This window comes from Inconstantimicrobium porci, from assembly GCF_009696465.1.
Taxonomy (GTDB): domain Bacteria; phylum Bacillota; class Clostridia; order Clostridiales; family Clostridiaceae; genus Inconstantimicrobium; species Inconstantimicrobium porci.
Genome location: NZ_VULX01000059.1, coordinates 1 through 2,985, shown reverse-complemented (window position 1 = coordinate 2,985; position 2,985 = coordinate 1). Strand labels below are relative to the sequence as shown.

The window sequence follows — 2,985 nt, the reverse complement described above, 5'->3', positions numbered from 1 at the left end:
GTATTGATTGGTCTTTGCAATTCTTTGGCAATTTTATATGCAGAGCAACCGTCTGCAAGGCGTATTTCTATAGTCATGCGCTCTTTGAAATTCAAGTGTTTATTTTTACGTGATTCTGTGTTATGATATGGGTAATTCATAGTGATTATCCTCCTTGTTATTTTGGTTTCGCAACTTAATTATAACACGGGTAATCACTATGGATTTTTTATTGGTTCAATTTCATTATACAATTAGTCATACTAAAATAATAACGTATATATGTTTTTACTTTACCATTACGTATTAATTAAAATTTTCAAATCATGCATGTCCTGCATAAGCAGGATTTATTTTATTACATATCTATATATGTATATGTCGAGTCATCCCAAAGTTTTGATAAATCATTTTCGTATTCATTAATTATTGCACTAACTAAATTTTCAAATATATTTGAGTTATATTCTTTTGAACCTTCCTTATAAAATTGAGCAATTTTAAATATAAGGCTATTTGGTATTTTAAAATTAGTAACACTTTCATTGTTTTCATTGACTACAGTAAAAGATAAATCTGTTTGTTTCATAAGTTTATTTATACATTCTCTATCTTTAATATTAAAATAATCAAACCACAATGAATATATAAGATCATCATTATCATTGAATCTAAATAATAATGACAAAATTTTAAATCCATCTATATTATATATTACCGCTCTCGTCTGTACCAAAGGCAACTTTCCTATTGCGGAAAGATAAGCATCTGTATCTTTAATAAAGAAGGCTATATAAAACTTTTTAAAATCTGAATTTGGAATACATTTAGAATAGCATATAGTATTGATATCTAATTTTTCTGTTATTTTACATTTCATAATAAAACCTCTTTTCTTTTTATTTAATAGTGATATAATATTTATATAATAAAAAAATAATATTATTATAATATAAATATATTAAGATTAAGGAGTTTAAATTATGGATAATACATTAAAAGCAAAAAATAAAACTAAAACTTTTTCATTATCAGAATCTACTATAAATACTTTAGAGAAATCATTAGTATACTATGACAAGATTTCTTTGATGCCAGGTTGTACTGCAAGCTATAAAGTTGATGAAATAATTCCATCATTCTACTCTATTATTGATCTATCATTAAAAGAAATATCAAACATCTTTACTAAAGAAGATTTAGATATTATATTTAATGCCTGCAATATGTTAGTCGCAAGTTCTCCTGAAGTTTCTGCAGCATTAATAATTCATAATGTTGTTGTATTCTACAGCGAACAAAATCATATAATATTACCTGATGAATTAGAAGATAAGATTCTACATCTAACATCAGCACAAGCTGCTGCATTACAACTTGCCATTAAAAGTTATTGGTATGATTCAAATAAAATCATCATAGATTCTTTATCAAAAGAAATCGAATAATTAAGGGCTTCGGCCCTTAATTATAATATATCTTCAGGATAAGAACCTTTCCTTAGTATATTATAAGTATTATAGTTTTCAGAATACATAACATTTAAAACTTCATACTTTTCTATAAGTTTTTTACTTATTTCTTCTATTTCTGCTTTTATAATATCATCTTCAATATCATAACAAAATACATAGATAATATTATCAGAAGTCATGATTGTAGCATTTAAACCATGACTATCATCAAGATAGGTTATTGATAAGTTCTCATTTTCCATTAACGTGTACCTCCATTAATCTTCATAACAAATTATAAAATTGTATAATTGTTTAGTAAAGATTAGCAAAAGTTAGAAATATATGATAATAAGAAAGCCTGATACTCAGGCTTTCTTATACTTTAAAAATCTATACAATTTGAAAATTAATTATATCTTTTTAATTCATCATTAAAAGTATTTTATGGACTTTGTGAATTCATGGTCCTTAGCCACTCTTCTAGTTGTTGTTTTAATCCCTTTTCTTATAGCCTGTACCATTTGTTCATTAAACCTCCTTGCCTTATAAGTAGCCTAACTATATATTAAATGGAAGAGGTTTTACGATAACCTCTTAGAAATGATTTAAATAGATTTGACATCATATTCATCCATAATGCTTTTTATAGATAAATATGTCTTGTCAGTAACATCTACAGCATGTCTACAACATACTGTATAACTATCTTTTCTAGTTTGAGTAAAATAATCATTATTATCTTTAATCAGTTGGTAGACTAAATGATGGGTACAATAATAAATATGCTTTGTGTAATCTGTAATTTTGACATTATATAAAATGTACATGAATATTTTCCTTTCTTTTAAATTATATTGACTTTAGTTCATATTTTCTAAGTACCACAAATTAATCATCATGTTCAAATGCATAATCATCTATTGGTCTATTAGAATATCCTCTTTGCCTCAATTCTTGTCTTGCCTCTTGTTTTATGCTGTTAGGTGTATGCTTCCCTACAGAATTTTCAAAAACATCCTTATCTGTATCTTTTTCATTAAACCAAAATCCCATTTTAATTCCTCGCTTTCAATATTTACTATATTTTATATTTCTTAATAAAAATAACAATTTGCCAGTAAGTGCTTGTTTTTTGTCCAATGTAAAGTAACGAATATTATTAAGTAATTACCTAAAATATTGGTCCATAATATAAACTTCCATTAATATTAATTTATTGGAAAGGGGCTTTTTAATAGAATGGTTTGCCCTTCAGACCACGTATAATTACTTTCTTTATTTAATAAATTAGTTTTTTTAAATATTCTGCTAATAATTAGTTAATATATTTATTATATATATTTAATTTATTAAATAAAATGGTGAAGCCCTTATAACTTTGTAATTCAACAAAACATCTCACCTCCTTGAATAGTGTAATATCGGATTAACCCCTTTATATTGGACAAAATCTATTAAATTCTTCTTTTTTCTCAATATTATATCTTTATGCAAATTTTATCTAGATGCTCTCCAAGATAAAGAGTATAAAATTCCTTTGGTGGCATAT

General features: G+C 25.3%; 5 protein-coding genes. 1 reads left to right on the top strand and 4 read right to left on the bottom strand.

What is annotated here, in order from left to right; all coding sequences use genetic code 11:
- Together FYJ33_RS15835 and FYJ33_RS15830 are read right to left on the bottom strand one after the other, a co-directional pair.
- Positions 1–140, bottom strand: a 140-nt coding sequence (locus FYJ33_RS15835; RefSeq protein ID WP_154532909.1) for a helix-turn-helix domain-containing protein, incomplete at its 3' end; no start/stop codon positions are given.
- 197 nt (positions 141–337) lie between these two features.
- The gene (locus FYJ33_RS15830) at positions 338–859 is read right to left on the bottom strand and encodes a hypothetical protein (protein WP_154532907.1); all 522 of its coding nucleotides are present in this window, start codon (positions 857–859) and stop codon (positions 338–340) included.
- A gap of 103 nt (positions 860–962) precedes the next feature.
- Here FYJ33_RS15830 and FYJ33_RS15825 point away from each other — a divergent pair, with 103 nt between their 5' ends.
- Positions 963–1,427, top strand: coding sequence for a hypothetical protein (locus FYJ33_RS15825; RefSeq protein ID WP_154532905.1), 465 nt, complete (start codon positions 963–965; stop codon positions 1,425–1,427).
- A gap of 20 nt (positions 1,428–1,447) precedes the next feature.
- Here FYJ33_RS15825 and FYJ33_RS15820 read toward each other — a convergent pair whose 3' ends face one another.
- On the bottom strand, positions 1,448–1,696 hold the full coding sequence (locus FYJ33_RS15820; protein ID WP_154532902.1) for a hypothetical protein: 249 nt from the start codon (positions 1,694–1,696) through the stop codon (positions 1,448–1,450).
- Positions 1,697–2,324: 628 nt separating this feature from the next.
- Positions 2,325–2,489: a hypothetical protein gene (locus tag FYJ33_RS15810; protein ID WP_154532898.1), complete on the bottom strand. Its 165-nt coding sequence runs from the start codon at positions 2,487–2,489 to the stop codon at positions 2,325–2,327.
- Positions 2,490–2,985 lie beyond the last annotated feature (496 nt).